Annotated in this window: 24 protein-coding genes and 1 pseudogene; all 25 read left to right on the forward strand. The window is 55.1% G+C overall.

Features of this window, described 5'->3' with window-relative positions:
* The first annotated feature begins 105 nt into the window (after positions 1 to 105).
* The 25 genes and pseudogenes from rpsG to secY all read left to right on the forward strand — a co-directional run bounded on the left by rpsG (position 106) and on the right by secY (position 14642).
* Entirely contained in the window at positions 106 to 576 is a 471-nt protein-coding gene (gene rpsG / locus L9B60_RS14700) for a 30S ribosomal protein S7 (RefSeq protein ID WP_093426586.1), read from the forward strand.
* Between the two features lie 30 nt (positions 577 to 606).
* Positions 607 to 2712, forward strand: a complete 2106-nt coding sequence (gene fusA / locus L9B60_RS14705) for an elongation factor G (protein ID WP_249679515.1) — start codon at positions 607 to 609, stop codon at positions 2710 to 2712.
* A gap of 30 nt (positions 2713 to 2742) precedes the next feature.
* A complete protein-coding gene (tuf, locus tag L9B60_RS14710) occupies positions 2743 to 3936 on the forward strand; it encodes an elongation factor Tu (protein WP_249679516.1) in 1194 nt (397 codons plus the stop codon).
* 146 nt (positions 3937 to 4082) lie between these two features.
* The gene (gene rpsJ, locus L9B60_RS14715; RefSeq protein WP_003186070.1) at positions 4083 to 4394 is read left to right on the forward strand and encodes a 30S ribosomal protein S10; all 312 of its coding nucleotides are present in this window, start codon (positions 4083 to 4085) and stop codon (positions 4392 to 4394) included.
* A gap of 80 nt (positions 4395 to 4474) precedes the next feature.
* Positions 4475 to 5110: a 50S ribosomal protein L3 gene (rplC, locus tag L9B60_RS14720; RefSeq protein ID WP_249679517.1), complete on the forward strand. Its 636-nt coding sequence runs from the start codon at positions 4475 to 4477 to the stop codon at positions 5108 to 5110.
* Positions 5111 to 5122: 12 nt separating this feature from the next.
* Positions 5123 to 5725: a 50S ribosomal protein L4 gene (gene rplD / locus L9B60_RS14725; RefSeq protein WP_249679518.1), complete on the forward strand. Its 603-nt coding sequence runs from the start codon at positions 5123 to 5125 to the stop codon at positions 5723 to 5725.
* On the forward strand, positions 5722 to 6021 hold the full coding sequence (rplW, locus tag L9B60_RS14730; RefSeq protein WP_002555488.1) for a 50S ribosomal protein L23: 300 nt from the start codon (positions 5722 to 5724) through the stop codon (positions 6019 to 6021). The genes rplD and rplW overlap by 4 nt, the downstream gene beginning before the upstream one ends.
* 14 nt (positions 6022 to 6035) lie before the next feature.
* A complete protein-coding gene (gene rplB, locus L9B60_RS14735) occupies positions 6036 to 6860 on the forward strand; it encodes a 50S ribosomal protein L2 (RefSeq protein WP_249679519.1) in 825 nt (274 codons plus the stop codon).
* A gap of 16 nt (positions 6861 to 6876) precedes the next feature.
* Positions 6877 to 7152, forward strand: a complete 276-nt coding sequence (rpsS, locus tag L9B60_RS14740) for a 30S ribosomal protein S19 (protein WP_002555486.1) — start codon at positions 6877 to 6879, stop codon at positions 7150 to 7152.
* 11 nt (positions 7153 to 7163) lie between these two features.
* The gene (gene rplV / locus L9B60_RS14745) at positions 7164 to 7496 is read left to right on the forward strand and encodes a 50S ribosomal protein L22 (protein WP_003210077.1); all 333 of its coding nucleotides are present in this window, start codon (positions 7164 to 7166) and stop codon (positions 7494 to 7496) included.
* A 13-nt stretch (positions 7497 to 7509) separates the two neighbouring features.
* Entirely contained in the window at positions 7510 to 8196 is a 687-nt protein-coding gene (rpsC, locus tag L9B60_RS14750; protein WP_003176422.1) for a 30S ribosomal protein S3, read from the forward strand.
* A 12-nt stretch (positions 8197 to 8208) separates the two neighbouring features.
* A pseudogene (gene rplP / locus L9B60_RS14755) lies at positions 8209 to 8623 on the forward strand (50S ribosomal protein L16).
* Complete coding sequence (gene rpmC / locus L9B60_RS14760) at positions 8623 to 8814, forward strand: 50S ribosomal protein L29 (protein ID WP_002555481.1); 192 nt, start codon at positions 8623 to 8625, stop codon at positions 8812 to 8814. The pseudogene rplP and the gene rpmC overlap by 1 nt, the downstream one beginning before the upstream one ends.
* Positions 8815 to 8816: 2 nt before the next feature.
* The gene (gene rpsQ / locus L9B60_RS14765; protein ID WP_040071277.1) at positions 8817 to 9083 is read left to right on the forward strand and encodes a 30S ribosomal protein S17; all 267 of its coding nucleotides are present in this window, start codon (positions 8817 to 8819) and stop codon (positions 9081 to 9083) included.
* A 23-nt stretch (positions 9084 to 9106) separates the two neighbouring features.
* Complete coding sequence (gene rplN / locus L9B60_RS14770; protein WP_002555479.1) at positions 9107 to 9475, forward strand: 50S ribosomal protein L14; 369 nt, start codon at positions 9107 to 9109, stop codon at positions 9473 to 9475.
* 11 nt (positions 9476 to 9486) lie between these two features.
* Positions 9487 to 9801, forward strand: a complete 315-nt coding sequence (gene rplX, locus L9B60_RS14775) for a 50S ribosomal protein L24 (protein ID WP_008374158.1) — start codon at positions 9487 to 9489, stop codon at positions 9799 to 9801.
* Between the two features lie 20 nt (positions 9802 to 9821).
* Positions 9822 to 10361, forward strand: a complete 540-nt coding sequence (gene rplE / locus L9B60_RS14780) for a 50S ribosomal protein L5 (RefSeq protein ID WP_027982008.1) — start codon at positions 9822 to 9824, stop codon at positions 10359 to 10361.
* Positions 10362 to 10374: 13 nt separating this feature from the next.
* Positions 10375 to 10680, forward strand: a complete 306-nt coding sequence (rpsN, locus tag L9B60_RS14785; protein WP_249679520.1) for a 30S ribosomal protein S14 — start codon at positions 10375 to 10377, stop codon at positions 10678 to 10680.
* A gap of 209 nt (positions 10681 to 10889) precedes the next feature.
* Positions 10890 to 11282 carry a 30S ribosomal protein S8 gene (gene rpsH / locus L9B60_RS14790; RefSeq protein WP_249679521.1) on the forward strand — a complete coding sequence of 131 codons (393 nt, stop codon included), beginning with the start codon at positions 10890 to 10892 and terminating at the stop codon, positions 11280 to 11282.
* A 12-nt stretch (positions 11283 to 11294) separates the two neighbouring features.
* Positions 11295 to 11828: a 50S ribosomal protein L6 gene (gene rplF / locus L9B60_RS14795; protein ID WP_249679522.1), complete on the forward strand. Its 534-nt coding sequence runs from the start codon at positions 11295 to 11297 to the stop codon at positions 11826 to 11828.
* A gap of 10 nt (positions 11829 to 11838) precedes the next feature.
* Positions 11839 to 12189, forward strand: coding sequence for a 50S ribosomal protein L18 (gene rplR, locus L9B60_RS14800; protein ID WP_003186037.1), 351 nt, complete (start codon positions 11839 to 11841; stop codon positions 12187 to 12189).
* A 3-nt stretch (positions 12190 to 12192) separates the two neighbouring features.
* Complete coding sequence (gene rpsE, locus L9B60_RS14805; protein WP_226507468.1) at positions 12193 to 12693, forward strand: 30S ribosomal protein S5; 501 nt, start codon at positions 12193 to 12195, stop codon at positions 12691 to 12693.
* A 2-nt stretch (positions 12694 to 12695) separates the two neighbouring features.
* Complete coding sequence (gene rpmD, locus L9B60_RS14810) at positions 12696 to 12872, forward strand: 50S ribosomal protein L30 (RefSeq protein WP_003176408.1); 177 nt, start codon at positions 12696 to 12698, stop codon at positions 12870 to 12872.
* A 3-nt stretch (positions 12873 to 12875) separates the two neighbouring features.
* The gene (gene rplO / locus L9B60_RS14815; RefSeq protein ID WP_007924183.1) at positions 12876 to 13310 is read left to right on the forward strand and encodes a 50S ribosomal protein L15; all 435 of its coding nucleotides are present in this window, start codon (positions 12876 to 12878) and stop codon (positions 13308 to 13310) included.
* Complete coding sequence (secY, locus tag L9B60_RS14820) at positions 13311 to 14642, forward strand: preprotein translocase subunit SecY (RefSeq protein ID WP_249679523.1); 1332 nt, start codon at positions 13311 to 13313, stop codon at positions 14640 to 14642. It begins immediately after the preceding gene.
* The last annotated feature ends 23 nt before the right edge of the window (positions 14643 to 14665 follow it).

Genomic DNA, 14665 nt, shown 5'->3' on the forward strand with positions numbered 1-14665 from the left:
AAAACTGAAGACATCTTATTTTCTGAGTCGATAAGAGTAAGGTCGGAGGCGTCCCGCAAGGGCACCGATTCCGAACGAACCTGAAGACCGTTTGAGGGCTTATCCATGCCAAGAAGACGCGTAGCAGCCAAGCGCGAAGTGCTTGACGATCCAAAATACGGAAGCCAAATCCTGGCCAAGTTCATGAACCACGTGATGGAAAGCGGCAAGAAAGCCGTTGCCGAGCGTATCGTTTATGGCGCGCTGGAAAAGGTTAAAGAGCGCAAGAACAGCGACCCACTGGAAATCTTCGAGAAAGCTCTCGACGCCATCGCTCCGCTGGTCGAAGTAAAGTCGCGCCGTGTAGGCGGTGCCACTTACCAGGTTCCGGTCGAAGTTCGCCCGTCCCGTCGTAACGCCCTGGCAATGCGCTGGCTGGTAGACTACGCGCGCAAGCGCGGCGAGAAGTCTATGGCTCTGCGTTTGGCTGGCGAGCTGCTGGATGCTGCTGAAGGCAAAGGTGCTGCAGTTAAGAAGCGTGAAGACGTGCACCGTATGGCTGAAGCCAACAAAGCGTTCTCGCACTACCGCTTCTAATCCTAGCTTCACTAATTTTGCGAGGGCTTTATGGCTCGTACTACTCCGATTAGCCGCTACCGTAACATCGGTATCGTCGCTCACGTGGATGCTGGTAAAACCACCACCACCGAGCGCGTCCTTTTTTACACCGGCAAAAGTCACAAGATGGGCGAGGTGCATGACGGCGCCGCGACCACAGACTGGATGGTTCAGGAGCAGGAGCGTGGTATTACCATTACTTCTGCTGCCATTACCGCCTTCTGGAAAGGTTCCGAGAAGCAGTACAAGGACGAGCACCGCTTCAACGTAATCGATACCCCGGGCCACGTAGACTTCACCATTGAAGTTGAGCGTTCGCTGCGTGTACTCGACGGCGCTGTCGTTGTGTTCTGCGGTACCTCGGGTGTTGAGCCTCAGTCGGAAACCGTATGGCGTCAGGCCAACAAATACGGCGTTCCACGTCTTGTTTATGTCAACAAGATGGACCGTGCTGGTGCCAACTTCCTGCGCGTGATCGGTCAGATCAAGCAGCGTCTGGGTCATACCCCGGTGCCAATCCAATTGGCTATCGGTTCCGAAGACAACTTCCAGGGTCAGATCGATCTGATCACCATGGAAGCGATCTACTGGAATGACGCTGACAAAGGCATGGTTCCTGTTCGCAAGCCGATCCCGGCCGAGCTGCAAGAACTGGCTGACGAGTGGCGCAACAACATGGTTGAGGCTGCGGCTGAAGCCAGCGAAGAGCTGATGAACAAGTACCTCGAAGGTGAAGAACTCACCAACGTGGAAATCAAGGCCGCTCTGCGTCAGCGTACTATCGCTGGTGAGATCGTCTTGGCTGTTTGCGGTTCGTCGTTCAAGAACAAGGGCGTTCCCCTGGTTCTCGATGCTGTTATCGACTACTTGCCTGCTCCAACCGACATTCCTGCTATCAAGGGTTCCAACCCTGATAACGAGGAAGAAGAGATGGAGCGTCATGCTGACGACAGCGAGCCGTTCTCGGCTCTGGCGTTCAAGATCGCTACCGACCCATTCGTGGGTACCCTGACCTTCGTCCGCGTTTACTCGGGCGTGTTGGCCTCCGGCGACGGCGTGATCAACTCGGTCAAGGGCAAGAAAGAGCGCGTGGGTCGTATGGTGCAAATGCACGCAAACGCCCGCGAAGAGATCAAGGAAGTACGCGCTGGCGACATCGCGGCCCTGATCGGCATGAAGGACGTCACCACTGGTGAGACTTTGTGCGACGCTGCTAAGCCAATCATCCTGGTTCGCATGGACTTCCCGGAGCCGGTTATTTCGGTTGCCGTAGAGCCTAAGACCAAGGATGACCAGGAAAAAATGGGTATCGCTCTGGGCAAGCTTGCTCAGGAAGATCCATCTTTCCGCGTCAAGACTGATGAAGAGACTGGTCAAACGATCATCTCCGGCATGGGCGAGCTTCACCTGGACATCCTGGTTGACCGGATGCGCCGTGAGTTCAACGTCGAAGCCAACATCGGTAAGCCTCAAGTTTCCTATCGTGAGCGCATCACGAAGAATTGTGAAATTGAAGGCAAATTCGTTCGTCAGTCCGGCGGTCGTGGCCAGTTCGGCCATTGCTGGATCCGTTTTGCTCCTGCTGATGAAGGTCAGGAAGGTCTGCAATTCGTGAACGAAGTAGTGGGCGGTGTTGTTCCTAAGGAATACATCCCGGCTATCCAGAAGGGTATCGAAGAGCAGATGAAGAACGGTGTTGTTGCCGGCTATCCGCTCATCGGCCTGAAGGCGACCGTTTTTGACGGTTCTTACCACGACGTCGACTCCAACGAGATGGCGTTCAAGGTAGCTGCCTCCATGGCAACCAAGCAGCTGGCCCAGAAGGGCGGTGGTGAGTTGCTTGAGCCAATCATGGCGGTAGAAGTCGTTACGCCTGAAGACTACATGGGTGACGTGATGGGCGACCTTAACCGTCGCCGCGGCATGATCTTGGGTATGGAAGACACGGTCTCCGGCAAAGTAATTCGTGCCGAAGTTCCGCTGGGTGAGATGTTCGGTTATGCGACCGACGTCCGTTCCATGTCCCAGGGTCGCGCAAGCTACTCTATGGAATTCAAAAAATACAACACAGCTCCGGCGCATATCGCTGAAACTGTATCCAAAAAACAAGGCTGATTCAGTCCTTTAGGCTAGGAGTTAATTGTCGTGGCTAAAGAAAAATTTGATCGTTCCCTTCCGCACGTCAACGTAGGCACCATCGGCCACGTTGACCACGGTAAGACCACTCTGACCGCTGCTCTGACTCGCGTCTGCTCCGAAGTATTCGGTTCGGCGATCGTCGACTTCGACAAGATCGACAGCGCGCCAGAAGAAAAAGCTCGTGGTATCACCATCAACACCGCGCACGTTGAATACAACTCGCTGATCCGTCACTACGCTCACGTTGACTGCCCAGGTCACGCTGACTACGTGAAGAACATGATCACCGGTGCTGCCCAGATGGACGGCGCGATCCTGGTTTGCTCGGCCGCTGATGGTCCGATGCCACAAACCCGTGAGCACATCCTGCTGTCCCGCCAGGTTGGCGTTCCGTACATCGTGGTTTACCTGAACAAGGCTGACCTGGTAGACGACGCTGAGCTGCTGGAACTGGTTGAGATGGAAGTTCGCGACCTGCTGTCCACCTACGACTTCCCAGGCGACGACACTCCGATCATCATCGGTTCTGCTCGTATGGCCCTGGAAGGCAAAGACGACAACGAAATGGGCACCACTTCCGTACGGAAACTGGTTGAAGTTCTGGACAGCTACATCCCAGACCCAGTTCGCGTTATCGACAAGCCGTTCCTGATGCCAATCGAAGACGTGTTCTCGATCTCCGGTCGCGGTACTGTTGTTACCGGTCGTATCGAGCGCGGTATCGTCAAGGTTCAAGACTCGCTGGAAATCGTTGGTCTGCGTGACACCACCGTCACCACCTGCACCGGCGTTGAAATGTTCCGTAAGCTGCTCGACGAAGGTCGTGCTGGCGAGAACTGCGGCGTTCTGCTGCGTGGTACCAAGCGTGACGACGTTGAGCGTGGCCAGGTTCTGGTCAAGCCAGGTTCGGTCAAGCCGCACACCAAGTTCGAAGCTGAAGTCTACGTTCTGAGCAAGGAAGAAGGCGGTCGTCACACTCCGTTCTTCAAAGGCTACCGTCCACAGTTCTACTTCCGTACTACTGACGTGACTGGTAACTGCGAGCTGCCAGAAGGCGTTGAAATGGTAATGCCAGGCGACAACATCAAAATGGTTGTCACCCTGATCAAAACCATCGCAATGGAAGACGGCCTGCGTTTCGCAATCCGTGAAGGCGGTCGTACCGTCGGCGCTGGCGTAGTAGCCAAAATCATCGAGTAATCGTTGATCGCTTGAAGAAAAGGCCCCCGCTTTTGCGGGGGCTTTTTTATTGGGTTGACACCCAGCGAGGCGGTCTATAGAATCACGCCTCCTTTTAACGGGCGTAGTGCGCCCGGTGGGAATAGCAGCCTGGAGTCTGAAATCCAATGCAAAATCAGCAAATCCGTATCAGGTTGAAGGCTTTTGACCATCGCCTGATCGACCAATCCACCCAGGAAATCGTGGAAACCGCGAAACGTACTGGTGCTCAAGTGCGTGGTCCAATTCCACTGCCTACTCGCAAAGAGCGGTTCACCGTTCTGGTCTCCCCGCACGTCAACAAAGACGCGCGTGACCAGTACGAGATCCGTACTCATAAGCGCGTTCTGGACATCGTCCAGCCAACGGATAAAACCGTTGATGCGCTGATGAAGCTTGATCTTGCGGCAGGTGTGGAAGTGCAGATCAGCCTCGGCTAAGACTGGGTCTTAGTCGTGTAACGCTCTGAAATGGGCGGCCATAGCGGGTGAAAGCCCCGTACACTCATGAGGTTTACAACATGACTATTGGTGTAGTCGGTCGTAAATGCGGTATGACCCGTATTTTCACCGAAGAAGGTGTCTCCATTCCGGTCACGGTCATTGAGATCGAGCCGAATCGCGTCACCCAGTTCAAAACTGAAGAAACCGATGGCTATCGTGCAGTGCAAGTCACTGTCGGCGAGCGTCGCGCTTCGCGTGTGACTGCTGCTCAAGCAGGTCACTTCGCCAAGGCGAACGTTGCTGCCGGTCGCGGCGTCTGGGAATTCCGCCTTGAAGAAGGCGATTACCAGGCTGGCGACTTGATCAATGCTGAAATCTTCGCTGCAGGCCAACTGGTAGATGTTACCGGTCAGTCCAAGGGTAAAGGCTTTGCCGGTACCATCAAGCGTTGGAATTTCCGCGGTCAAGACAACACCCACGGTAACTCCGTTTCCCACCGCGTCCCTGGCTCCATCGGCCAGTGCCAGACTCCTGGTCGTGTATTCAAGGGCAAAAAAATGTCCGGTCATATGGGCGCAGAGCGCGTGACCGTTCAGTCCTTGGAAGTTGTGCGCGTCGACGCTGAACGCAATCTGCTGCTCGTCAAGGGTGCTGTTCCTGGCGCTACTGGCGGCAACCTGGTTGTGCGTCCGGCAGCCAAGGCTCGCGGTTAAGGGGAAGCTGAAATGCAATTAAATGTAAATGACGCTCAAGCGATTGAAGTTTCCGAACTGACTTTCGGCGGCGAGTTCAACGAGACGCTGGTACACCAAGCAGTCGTGGCCTACATGGCCGGCGGCCGTCAAGGTACCAAGCAGCAAAAAACCCGTTCCGACGTTTCCGGTGGCGGTAAGCGCCCATGGCGTCAGAAGGGTACCGGCCGTGCTCGTGCTGGTACCATCCGTAGCCCAATCTGGCGCGGCGGCGGCACCACCTTCGCAGCTCGTCCACAGGACCACTCGCAGAAGCTCAACAAGAAGATGTATCGCGCAGCACTGCGCTCCATCCTTGCTGAACTCGTGCGTACTGATCGTCTGGTCGTGGTTCAGGACTTCGCAGTTGAAGCTCCGAAAACCAAAGATCTGCTGAACAAGCTGAATGGCATGGGCCTGACTGACGTCCTGATCGTGTCTGACGCTGTTGATCAGAACCTGTACCTGGCTGCTCGCAACCTGCCTCACGTCGACGTACGTGACGTACAGGGTTCCGATCCAGTTAGTCTGATCGCATACGACAAGGTGTTGATCACTGTGTCGGCCGTGAAGAAATTCGAGGAGCTGCTGGGATGAACCAGGAACGCGTATTTAAAGTTCTGCTTGGCCCGCACGTTTCCGAGAAGGCTACGGTTCTGGCAGACAAAAAAGGTCAGTTCGTTTTCAAGGTCGCTACCGATGCGACCAAGCTGGAAATCAAGAAGGCCGTCGAAAGCCTGTTCAGCGTGAAAGTAGAGCGTGTGACTACCCTGAACGTATTGGGTAAAAGCAAGCGCACTGCTCGCGGTCTGGGCAAGCGTAATGACTGGAAGAAGGCAGTTATCTCCCTTCAGCCAGGCCAAGATCTCGATTTCAGCAGCAGTGCTGAGTAAGGAAGGGGTGCATCATGGCAATCGTTAAATGCAAACCGACTTCCCCTGGCCGCCGTTTTGTGGTCAAGGTGGTCAACAAGGAGCTGCATAAAGGCGCTCCTCACGCACCGCTGCTCGAGAAAAAATCGAAGACTGGTGGTCGTAACAACAATGGCCGTATCACTACACGTCACGTGGGTGGTGGTCATAAGCAGCATTACCGTTTGGTTGACTTCCGTCGCAACGACAAAGATGGCATCGCTGCCACTGTCGAGCGTATCGAATACGACCCGAACCGTACTGCTCACATCGCACTGCTGCTGTACGCAGACGGCGAGCGTCGCTACATCATCGCCCCTAAAGGCGTGAGTGCAGGCGACCAGCTGATCGCAGGCGCTCTGGCTCCAATCAAGCCAGGCAACGCTCTGCAACTGCGCAACATCCCAGTGGGTAGCACCATTCACGGCATCGAACTGAAGCCGGGCAAAGGTGCTCAAATCGCTCGTTCCGCTGGTGCTTCGGCTCAGCTGATCGCTCGCGAAGGTGTCTATGTGACCCTGCGTCTGCGCTCTGGTGAAATGCGTAAAGTCCTGGCTGAATGCCGTGCGACCCTGGGTGAAGTCTCGAACTCCGAGCACAGCCTGCGTTCGCTGGGTAAAGCTGGTGCCAAACGCTGGCGTGGCGTTCGCCCAACCGTTCGTGGTGTTGCCATGAACCCGGTTGACCACCCACATGGTGGTGGTGAAGGTCGTACCTCCGGTGGTCGTCATCCGGTATCGCCATGGGGCTTCCCGACTAAGGGCGCGAAGACTCGTGGTAATAAGCGTACCGACAAAATGATCGTCCGTCGTCGCAAGTAAATAGAGGGATACGACAGTGCCACGTTCTCTGAAAAAAGGTCCTTTTATTGATCTTCACCTACTGAAGAAGATCGAAGTGGCGGCGGAAAAGAACGATCGCAAACCAGTTAAGACCTGGTCGCGTCGTTCGATGATCCTGCCACAAATGGTCGGTCTGACCATTGCTGTACACAACGGTCGCCAGCACGTCCCAGTTCTCGTGAACGAAGACATGGTCGGCCATAAACTGGGCGAGTTTGCCGGTACCCGCACTTATCGTGGGCACGTGGCAGACAAGAAAGCCAAGCGTTAAGGGGTAAGGAAATGGAAGTAGCCGCTAAGTTGTCGGGCGCTCGAATCTCCGCCCAGAAAGCCCGCTTGGTCGCCGACCAGATCCGCGGGAAGAAGGTGGGCGAAGCGCTCAACCTGCTGGCTTTTAGCAGTAAGAAAGCCGCGGAAATCATCAAGAAAGTGCTGGAGTCGGCCGTAGCCAACGCCGAGCACAACGAAGGCGCAGACGTTGATGACCTGAAGGTCAGCACCGTTTTCGTCAACGAAGGGCGTTCGCTGAAGCGCATCATGCCTCGTGCCAAAGGCCGGGCTGATCGCATCGTCAAGCGGTCTTGCCATATCACTGTCAAGGTTGCTGACAAGTAACGGAGTCGATCAGATGGGTCAGAAAGTACATCCCATTGGCATTCGCCTGGGAATCGTCAAGGAGCACACCTCCGTCTGGTACGCAGACGGTCGGACTTATGCGGACTACTTGTTCGCAGATCTGAAGGTGCGTGAGTATCTCCAAGACAAATTAAAAAGCGCGTCCGTAAGCCGTATCGATATCCATCGTCCGGCCCAAACTGCACGCATCACCATCCACACCGCTCGTCCAGGTATCGTTATCGGGAAGAAGGGTGAAGATGTTGAGAAACTGCGTCAGGACCTGACCAAGCAAATGGGTGTGCCTGTGCACATCAATATCGAAGAGATCCGCAAGCCGGAGCTCGACGGTATGCTGGTTGCGCAGAGCGTAGCTCAGCAGCTGGAGCGTCGTGTAATGTTCCGTCGCGCAATGAAGCGCGCTGTACAGAACGCTATGCGCATTGGTGCCAAAGGCATCAAGATCCAAGTGAGCGGTCGTCTCGGCGGTGCTGAAATCGCACGTACTGAATGGTATCGCGAAGGTCGTGTGCCATTGCACACCCTGCGTGCCGACATCGACTATGCCAACTACGAAGCTCACACCACTTACGGTGTGATCGGTGTGAAGGTTTGGATTTTCAAAGGCGAAGTAATTGGTGGTCGCCAAGAAGAACTGAAACCACAAGCACCAGCGCCTCGTAAAAAAGCTGCTAAGTAAGGGGTACGCCAAATGTTGCAACCAAAGCGTACGAAGTTCCGCAAGCAGATGACTGGCCACAACCCGTGGTCTGGCACTGCGCGGTAGCAAAGTCAGCTTCGGCGAATTCGCCTTGAAAGCTGTTGCACGCGGTCGTCTCACCGCTCGTCAGATCGAATCGGCACGTCGTGCCCTGACCCGTCACGTAAAACGTGGCGGTAAGATCTGGATCCGTGTATTCCCGGACAAGCCGATCTCCAAGAAGCCTCTCGAAGTGCGGATGGGTAAAGGTAAAGGTTCGGTAGAATATTGGGTTGCCCAGATTCAGCCAGGCAAAGTCCTGTATGAAATCGAGGGTGTTACTGAAGAGCTGGCGCGTGAGGCTTTCGCCTTGGCAGCTGCAAAGCTGCCTCTCGCCACCTCCTTTGTTAAGCGGACGGTGATGTGATGAAAGCGAATGAACTTCGTGAAAAATCAGCACAGCAACTGAACGAGCAACTGCTCGGCTTGCTGCGCGACCAGTTCAATCTGCGTATGCAGAAAGCAACTGGCCAGTTGGGGCAGTCTCACCTGCTCTCGCAAGTTAAGCGTGACATCGCTCGCGTGAAAACTGTGCTCAACCAGCAGGCAGGTAAGTAATCATGGCTGAAGCCGAAAAAACCGTCCGCACGCTGACTGGCCGTGTTGTCAGCGACAAGATGGACAAGACCATCACCGTACTGATCGAGCGTCGCGTAAAGCACCCGATCTACGGTAAATACGTTAAGCGTTCGACTAAGCTGCACGCGCACGACGAAACCAACCAATGCCACATCGGCGACAAGGTCACTATTCGTGAAACTCGTCCGATGGCCAAGACTAAGTCCTGGGCACTGGTTGATATTCTCGAACGCGCTGTGGAAGTCTAAGGGCTAAGGGTCGGAGAAATTATATGATTCAGACTCAATCCATGCTCGATGTTGCCGATAACAGCGGCGCTCGTCGCGTTATGTGCATCAAGGTCCTGGGCGGCTCGCATCGTCGTTACGCTGGCATCGGTGACATCATCAAAGTTACCGTGAAGGAAGCAATTCCTCGCGGTAAGGTGAAAAAAGGCCAAGTGATGACTGCTGTTGTAGTCCGCACTCGCCACGGTGTTCGTCGCGCTGACGGCTCCATCATCCGCTTTGATGGCAACGCTGCTGTTCTGTTGAACAACAAGCAAGAGCCAATCGGCACCCGTATCTTTGGGCCAGTGACCCGTGAACTTCGTACTGAGAAGTTCATGAAGATCGTCTCGCTCGCCCCAGAAGTGCTGTAAGGAGATCCGACATGCAAAAGATTCGTCGTGACGACGAGATCATCGTGATCGCCGGCAAAGACAAAGGCAAGCGCGGTAAGGTGCTGAAGGTTCTCGCTGATGACCGTCTGGTCGTTGGTGGGATCAACCTGGTGAAGCGCCATACCAAGCCTAACCCGATGTCGGGCGTACAGGGCGGTATCGTCGAGAAAGAAGCGCCTCTGCACGCTTCTAACGTCGCCATTTTCAACGGCGAAACCAACAAGGCTGACCGCGTTGGTTTCAAAGTAGAAGAAGGCAAAAAAATTCGTGTCTTCAAGTCGACCCAAAAAGCGGTTGATGCTTGAACACTGCTAGGTAGAAGACCATGGCACGACTGAAAGAGATTTACCGGAAGGAAATCGCTCCCAAGCTTAAAGAAGAACTTAAGCTTGCGAACGTGATGGAAGTTCCGCGCGTTACCAAAATCACCCTGAACATGGGTCTGGGCGAAGCGATCGGCGACAAAAAAGTCATCGAGCACGCTGTTGCCGACATGGAAAAAATCACCGGCCAGAAGGCTGTTGTCACTTACGCTCGTAAGTCGATCGCAGGCTTCAAGGTTCGTGAGGGCTGGCCGATTGGTGTCAAGGTTACCTTGCGCCGTGATCGTATGTACGAATTCCTGGACCGCCTGCTGGCGATCTCCCTGCCTCGGGTACGCGACTTCCGCGGCCTGAATGCCAAGTCCTTCGATGGTCGTGGTAACTACAGCATGGGCGTGAAAGAGCAGATCATTTTCCCGGAAATCGACTACGACAAGATCGATGCTCTGCGCGGTCTGGACATTACCCTGACCACCACTGCTCGTTCGGATGATGAAGGTCGCGCCTTGCTGCGTGCTTTCAAATTCCCGTTCCGCAACTGATTGGAGTAGGAAAATGGCCAAGAAGAGCATGAAAAACCGTGAGCTGAAGCGTCAGCTGACGGTCGCTAAATACGCCAAGAAGCGTGCTGAGCTGAAAGCTATCATCGTGAATCTGAACGCAAGTGACGAAGACCGTTGGAATGCTTCCGTAGCTCTGCAGAAGCAGCCACGTGACGCAAGCGCTTCGCGCATGCGTAACCGCTGCCGCATCACTGGTCGTCCTCACGGCGTTTACCGCAAGTTCGGCCTCGGCCGTAACAAGCTGCGTGAAGCAGCAATGCGCGGTGACGTACCAGGTCTGGTTAAAGCCAGCTGGTAAGCCGTACTGCGACAGTCCCGGCGCCAGGTTGAGCAATCAGCCGACCGCCGGTGACCTTGCAAGTGAATCAAGCCCCTCATGGGGCTTGATTCATTTCTGGGGTGTGTCTAGAATGACCGGCTCGCCAGAGCCTGGGTAATTTACCCGCAGTAGCTCGGCGACGTTGTAGCCGTAAGGCTTATATTTTTTGTATCAGGAGCGTCTAGCCCATGAGTATGCAGGACCCGTTAGCGGACATGCTAACTCGAATCCGTAATGCCCAGATGGCTGAAAAGTCCGTCGTAAGCATGCCGTCTTCCACGTTGAAGGTGGCTGTAGCCAAAGTTCTGAAAGACGAAGGTTACATCGCGGGTTATCAAGTCAGCAGCGAAGCCAAGCCATCGCTGTCCATCGAGCTGAAATACTTCGAAGGCCGTCCAGTCATCGAAGAAGTCAAGCGCGTAAGTCGTCCAGGTCTGCGTCAGTACAAGTCGGTTGAAGAACTGCCTAAAGTACGCGGCGGCCTCGGCGTTTCCATCGTCTCCACCAACAAAGGTGTGATGACGGATCGTGCTGCGCGCGCTGCCGGTGTCGGCGGCGAAGTACTCTGCACAGTGTTCTAAGGGGGGATAAGCATGTCTCGCGTCGCTAAGAACCCCGTAAAGCTGCCATCGGGCGTCGAAATCAAATTCGTCGGTCAGCAGCTTTCGGTGAAGGGTGCCAAGGGCACTCTGGAACTGAACGTTCACTCGTCCGTTGAAATCACTGAAGAAGCTGGCGAACTGCGTTTCGCTGCTCGCAATGGTGATCAACAGACTCGTGCAATGGCCGGCACTACTCGTGCTCTGGTCAACAACATGGTCCAAGGCGTAAGCCAAGGCTTCGAGCGCAAGCTCCAGCTGGTCGGTGTTGGTTACAAAGCGCAAGCTAAAGGCACAGTGCTGAACCTGGCTCTCGGCTTCTCGCACCCGGTGGATTACGAACTGCCGGAAGGCATCACCGCTGAGACTCCTAGCCAGACCGATATCCTGATCAAGGGCATCGACAAGCAGCTGGTGGGTCAAGTGGCCGCCGAAATCCGCGATTTCCGTCCACCAGAGCCTTACAAAGGTAAGGGTGTGCGTTACGCGGACGAAGTCGTCCGTCGTAAAGAAGCCAAGAAGAAGTAGGGCCTAGCAAATGACCGACAAAAAAGTTACTCGTCTGCGTCGCGCTCGCAAAGCACGCCTGAAAATGCACGAACTCGAAGTCGTGCGTCTCTGCGTGTTTCGCTCGTCGCAGCACATCTACGCCCAGGTCATCTCGGCCGACGGCAACAAAGTCCTGGCCAGTGCCTCGACTTTGGACAAAGAACTGCGTGATGGTGCCACTGGCAACATCGACGCGGCCACTAAGGTTGGCCAGCTGGTCGCTACGCGTGCTAAGGCCGCTGGCGTCTCGCAGGTGGCTTTCGACCGCTCTGGCTTCAAGTACCATGGCCGCGTGAAAGCGCTGGCTGATGCTGCTCGTGAAGCTGGGCTGGAGTTCTAAGTTATGTCAAATAACGACCAAAAGCGCGACGAAGGCTACATCGAGAAGCTGGTTCAAGTTAACCGTGTAGCTAAAACCGTTAAAGGCGGCCGTATCTTCACTTTCACCGCGTTGACCGTGGTGGGTGATGGTAAGGGTCGTGTAGGTTTCGGCCGCGGCAAGTCTCGTGAAGTGCCGGCTGCTATCCAGAAAGCTATGGAAGCTGCTCGTCGCAACATGATCCAGGTTGACCTGAACGGCACCACTCTGCAGTACGCCATGAAGTCCGCCCACGGCGCTTCGAAGGTTTACATGCAGCCTGCGTCCGAAGGTACCGGTATCATCGCTGGCGGCGCAATGCGTGCCGTCCTCGAAGTTGCTGGCGTTCAGAACGTTCTGGCCAAGTGCTACGGCTCGACTAACCCTGTGAACGTGGTACACGCCACTTTCAAAGGTCTGAAGTCGATGCAGTCCCCGTCGTCCATTGCTGCCAAGCGCGGCAAGAGCGTTGAGGAGATCATCTGATCATGGCTACTGTTAAAGTTACGCTGATCAAAAGCATGACCGGTCGCATCCCTAACCACAAATTGTGCGTTAAGGGTTTGGGTCTGCGTCGCATCGGTCACACTGTAGAAGTCCAGGATACTCCCGAGAATCGCGGGATGATCAACAAGGCTTACTACATGCTGCGCGTCGAGGGTTAATCGATGAAACTCAATGATCTGAGTCCAGCGCCGGGTTCCCGTCGCGAAAAGCATCGTCCGGGCCGTGGTATCGGTAGCGGTTTGGGTAAGACTGGTGGCCGCGGCCACAAAGGTCAAACCTCCCGCTCCGGTGGCACCATTGCTCCAGGCTTTGAAGGCGGTCAACAGCCGCTGCATCGTCGTCTGCCGAAGTTCGGTTTCGTTTCCCTGAAAGCCATGGACCGCGCAGAAGTGCGTCTGTCCGAGCTGGCCAAAGTGGAAGGCGACATCGTCACCGTGCAGTCCCTGAAGGATGCCAACGTGATTAACCAGAACGTACAGCGTGTGAAAATCATGCTGTCGGGCGAAGTTACTCGCGCGGTCACCATCAAGGGTATCGCCGCCACCAAAGGTGCGCGTGCGGCTATCGAAGCAGCTGGCGGCAAGTTCGAGGAATAAATGGCTAAGCAAGGTGCTCTCTCAGCGCTCAGCAAAGGCGGGTTATCCGAGCTCTGGGCTCGACTGCGTTTTCTATTCCTGGCGATTATCGTCTACCGGATAGGCGCACACATCCCAGTTCCAGGTATCAACCCGGACCGGCTGGCGGACCTGTTTCGACAGAATGAGGGGACCATTCTTAGCTTGTTCAACATGTTTTCCGGCGGCGCGCTGGAACGTATGAGCATCTTTGCACTGGGGATCATGCCGTACATTTCGGCATCGATCATCATGCAACTGATGACCGTCGTCAGCCCGCAGTTGGAGCAGTTGAAGAAGGAAGGGGAAGCTGGCCGTCGCAAGATTAGCCAGTACACCCGCTACGGCACCGTCATCCTGGCACTGGTTCAAGCAATTGGCATGTCCATTGGCTTGGCCAACCAGGGTGTTTCGTTCACTGCAGGCTTCAGCTTCTATTTCGTTGCCGTCTCCACTTTCGTGGCTGGCGCAATGTTCATGATGTGGCTGGGCGAGCAGATTACTGAGCGCGGTGTTGGCAACGGTATCTCGATGTTGATTTTTTCGGGTATCGTCGCCGGTCTTCCGAGAGCAATCGGGCAGTCTTTCGAGTCTGCACGTCAGGGCGATATCAACATCTTCGCGCTGGTTGCAATCGGTTTGCTGGCAGTCGCGATCATCGGCTTCGTGGTGTTCATTGAGCGTGGTCAGCGTCGTATCGCTGTTCACTACGCCAAGCGTCAGCAGGGCCGCAAGGTCTTTGCCGCGCAGACAAGCCACCTGCCGCTGAAAGTGAACATGGCTGGGGTTATCCCGGCTATTTTCGCAAGCAGCATTTTGCTGTTTCCGGCTTCGTTGGGTGCCTGGTTCGGTCAGTCTGAAGGTATGGGCTGGTTGCAGGACCTCTCACAGTCGATCGCTCCTGGTCAGCCGTTGAATATTCTGCTGTTTAGTGCAGGGATTATTTTCTTCTGCTTCTTCTATACGGCGTTGATGTTCAATCCGAAAGACGTAGCGGAAAACCTGAAGAAGTCCGGTGCCTTTATTCCGGGCATCCGTCCAGGCGAGCAGTCGGCGCGCTACATTGATGGCGTTCTGACCCGTTTGACCATGTTCGGTGCTCTTTATATGACGGCCGTGTGCCTGCTCCCCCAGTTCCTGGTGGTGGCAGCAAACGTTCCGTTCTACCTTGGCGGGACCTCGTTGCTGATTGTGGTAGTGGTTGTGATGGACTTCATGTCCCAAGTACAATCGCACCTCGTTTCGCACCAGTACGAATCCCTGATGAAGAAAGCCAACCTGAAGGGCTACGGCGGCAGCAGTTTGCTGCGCTGAGATCCCATAAGGTTCGAGGAGTT

The sequence above is a fragment of the Pseudomonas abieticivorans genome (genome assembly GCF_023509015.1).
GTDB classification, from domain to species: domain Bacteria; phylum Pseudomonadota; class Gammaproteobacteria; order Pseudomonadales; family Pseudomonadaceae; genus Aquipseudomonas; species Aquipseudomonas abieticivorans.

Excerpts from the sequence above, each read along its gene's own strand:
- rpsE (WP_226507468.1), top strand. The coding sequence starts at position 12,193 with ATGTCAAATAACGACCAAAAGCGCGACGAAGGCTACATCGAGAAGCTG.
- rpsN (WP_249679520.1), top strand. The coding sequence starts at position 10,375 with ATGGCCAAGAAGAGCATGAAAAACCGTGAGCTGAAGCGTCAGCTGACG.
- rplE (WP_027982008.1), top strand. The coding sequence starts at position 9,822 with ATGGCACGACTGAAAGAGATTTACCGGAAGGAAATCGCTCCCAAGCTT.
- rplW (WP_002555488.1), top strand. The coding sequence starts at position 5,722 with ATGAACCAGGAACGCGTATTTAAAGTTCTGCTTGGCCCGCACGTTTCC.
- fusA (WP_249679515.1), top strand. The coding sequence starts at position 607 with ATGGCTCGTACTACTCCGATTAGCCGCTACCGTAACATCGGTATCGTC.
- rplD (WP_249679518.1), top strand. The coding sequence starts at position 5,123 with ATGCAATTAAATGTAAATGACGCTCAAGCGATTGAAGTTTCCGAACTG.
- rplV (WP_003210077.1), top strand. The coding sequence starts at position 7,164 with ATGGAAGTAGCCGCTAAGTTGTCGGGCGCTCGAATCTCCGCCCAGAAA.
- rplX (WP_008374158.1), top strand. The coding sequence starts at position 9,487 with ATGCAAAAGATTCGTCGTGACGACGAGATCATCGTGATCGCCGGCAAA.
- rplB (WP_249679519.1), top strand. The coding sequence starts at position 6,036 with ATGGCAATCGTTAAATGCAAACCGACTTCCCCTGGCCGCCGTTTTGTG.
- rplF (WP_249679522.1), top strand. The coding sequence starts at position 11,295 with ATGTCTCGCGTCGCTAAGAACCCCGTAAAGCTGCCATCGGGCGTCGAA.
- secY (WP_249679523.1), top strand. The coding sequence starts at position 13,311 with ATGGCTAAGCAAGGTGCTCTCTCAGCGCTCAGCAAAGGCGGGTTATCC.
- rpsJ (WP_003186070.1), top strand. The coding sequence starts at position 4,083 with ATGCAAAATCAGCAAATCCGTATCAGGTTGAAGGCTTTTGACCATCGC.
- rplR (WP_003186037.1), top strand. The coding sequence starts at position 11,839 with ATGACCGACAAAAAAGTTACTCGTCTGCGTCGCGCTCGCAAAGCACGC.
- rpsG (WP_093426586.1), top strand. The coding sequence starts at position 106 with ATGCCAAGAAGACGCGTAGCAGCCAAGCGCGAAGTGCTTGACGATCCA.
- rpmC (WP_002555481.1), top strand. The coding sequence starts at position 8,623 with ATGAAAGCGAATGAACTTCGTGAAAAATCAGCACAGCAACTGAACGAG.
- rpsQ (WP_040071277.1), top strand. The coding sequence starts at position 8,817 with ATGGCTGAAGCCGAAAAAACCGTCCGCACGCTGACTGGCCGTGTTGTC.
- rpsC (WP_003176422.1), top strand. The coding sequence starts at position 7,510 with ATGGGTCAGAAAGTACATCCCATTGGCATTCGCCTGGGAATCGTCAAG.
- rplO (WP_007924183.1), top strand. The coding sequence starts at position 12,876 with ATGAAACTCAATGATCTGAGTCCAGCGCCGGGTTCCCGTCGCGAAAAG.
- rplC (WP_249679517.1), top strand. The coding sequence starts at position 4,475 with ATGACTATTGGTGTAGTCGGTCGTAAATGCGGTATGACCCGTATTTTC.
- rplN (WP_002555479.1), top strand. The coding sequence starts at position 9,107 with ATGATTCAGACTCAATCCATGCTCGATGTTGCCGATAACAGCGGCGCT.
- rpmD (WP_003176408.1), top strand. The coding sequence starts at position 12,696 with ATGGCTACTGTTAAAGTTACGCTGATCAAAAGCATGACCGGTCGCATC.
- rpsH (WP_249679521.1), top strand. The coding sequence starts at position 10,890 with ATGAGTATGCAGGACCCGTTAGCGGACATGCTAACTCGAATCCGTAAT.